Below are 1,295 nucleotides of genomic sequence, written 5' to 3'. Positions count from 1 at the left end.
CGGTGCAGCTGTACTGCGTGAACCTGTCCGGTATTCGCGCTGTGCGCGCCGCCGAGGAGATCGACCCGGCCTACGCCGCCGGCCTGCGCGAGGCCAGGGCGGCCGGCGTGGAAGTGCTGGCCTACGGCGCCGAGATCAGCCCCGCAGGTATCGCCCTGATGCGCCGGCTGGAGGTGTTGGCGTAGGCCGGACATGGTGCAGCCTTGTCTGGCACGGGAATGTGGCGACGGTGGACAAGCCTGCGGCATGTCCACCCTAGGCCTCTATCCAGATACCTTCGGCGTCCTCGCGGCACTCGATGGCCTGCAGCGCCTGCCCGGCGCAGGGCCCGGCGACGCATTCGCCGGAGTCGATCAGAAACAGCGCGCCGTGGGTGGCGCACTGGATCAGGCTGCCGCTGTCGTCGAGAAAGCGGTCCGCCTGCCACTCCAGCGGCACGCCGCGGTGCGGGCAGCGATTGAGGTAGGCATGCACGCGGCCGTCCTTGCGCACGGCGAGCAGGTTCAACTGGTCGAGCAGAAAGCCCCGGCTCTGGCCTTCGGCCAGCTCGCTCGGGGCGCATAGGCGGATCATCGCGGTCTCCGTTTCAGGTGGCGCGATTATCCCGCAGGAAGAAAGGGGGCGCATCCCTGCGCCAAGCAGAACCGCAGAACTGCCAGGACGCCGGGGCGCGTAAGCTGCGCCCTGGCTTGCTGTAGTAGTGGCCGCCGGTTGCCGGTAGACGATGCTTTCCGCCCAGTCGAGCGCGCCGCTGGCGTCCTGGGCCTGGAAGCGATGGTCGAACGACAGGCGCTGGCGCTCGTTGCTTTCGCGGGCGTCGTGTGAGCGGGGCAGGTGGCCGTGCCCTGGTTGATGCGGCTGTCGATGTCCTCTTCGCGCTCCAAGCGCTCGGCGGTCAGGCCCAGGCGGTGGCCGCCCTGCAGCTGCTGCAGCAGCTAGCAGGCGCTGTCCAGCGAGGCGCTGCTGGCGCTAGACCCGACCCTGCAGGTCGGCGGCCTCGGCTCGCGCGTGCCGGATGGGCTGGCGATGCTGGCCGCGGGCTTTTATCCTGCCAGCCAACCTCAGACCGCCGAAGCCCAGCGCCAGCCATGACTCCCACCCTTCAAGCACGCCCATTGTTCATCGCCCTGGGCCTGTTGCTCGCGCTCGCACTCTGGCTGTCGCTGGCCCTGGGGCCGGTCAGCCTGGCGCTGGGCGATACCCTGCGGGCGGCCTTGCGCCTGCTCGGTCTGCCCCTGGCCGGCGACGCGGCGGTCGAGCAGGCCGAGCTGATCCTGGCGCAGATCCGCATGCCG

Annotated in this window: 2 protein-coding genes and 2 pseudogenes; 3 read left to right on the top strand and 1 reads right to left on the bottom strand. The window is 70.1% G+C overall.

Annotated elements, in window-relative coordinates:
• A partial coding sequence (locus tag N878_RS21070) for a DNA/RNA nuclease SfsA (protein WP_177342922.1) occupies positions 1-185 on the top strand: 185 nt, incomplete at its 5' end.
• A gap of 70 nt (positions 186-255) precedes the next feature.
• Here N878_RS21070 and N878_RS21065 read toward each other — a convergent pair.
• On the bottom strand, positions 256-573 hold the full coding sequence (locus tag N878_RS21065; RefSeq protein WP_021445512.1) for a Rieske (2Fe-2S) protein: 318 nt from the start codon (positions 571-573) through the stop codon (positions 256-258).
• Positions 574-960: 387 nt separating this feature from the next.
• Between N878_RS21065 and N878_RS29665 the strand changes: the two are divergent.
• Positions 961-1,092: pseudogene (locus N878_RS29665) on the top strand (hemin ABC transporter substrate-binding protein); the annotation flags it as partial.
• Positions 1,089-1,295, top strand: a pseudogene (locus N878_RS21060) (iron ABC transporter permease); the annotation flags it as partial. The pseudogenes N878_RS29665 and N878_RS21060, both read left to right, overlap by 4 nt.

This window comes from Pseudomonas sp. EGD-AK9 (assembly GCF_000465935.2).
Classification (GTDB): domain Bacteria; phylum Pseudomonadota; class Gammaproteobacteria; order Pseudomonadales; family Pseudomonadaceae; genus Aquipseudomonas.
Note: the sequence above shows the minus strand (reverse complement) of the source record. Positions and strands in the feature narration are given on the sequence as shown.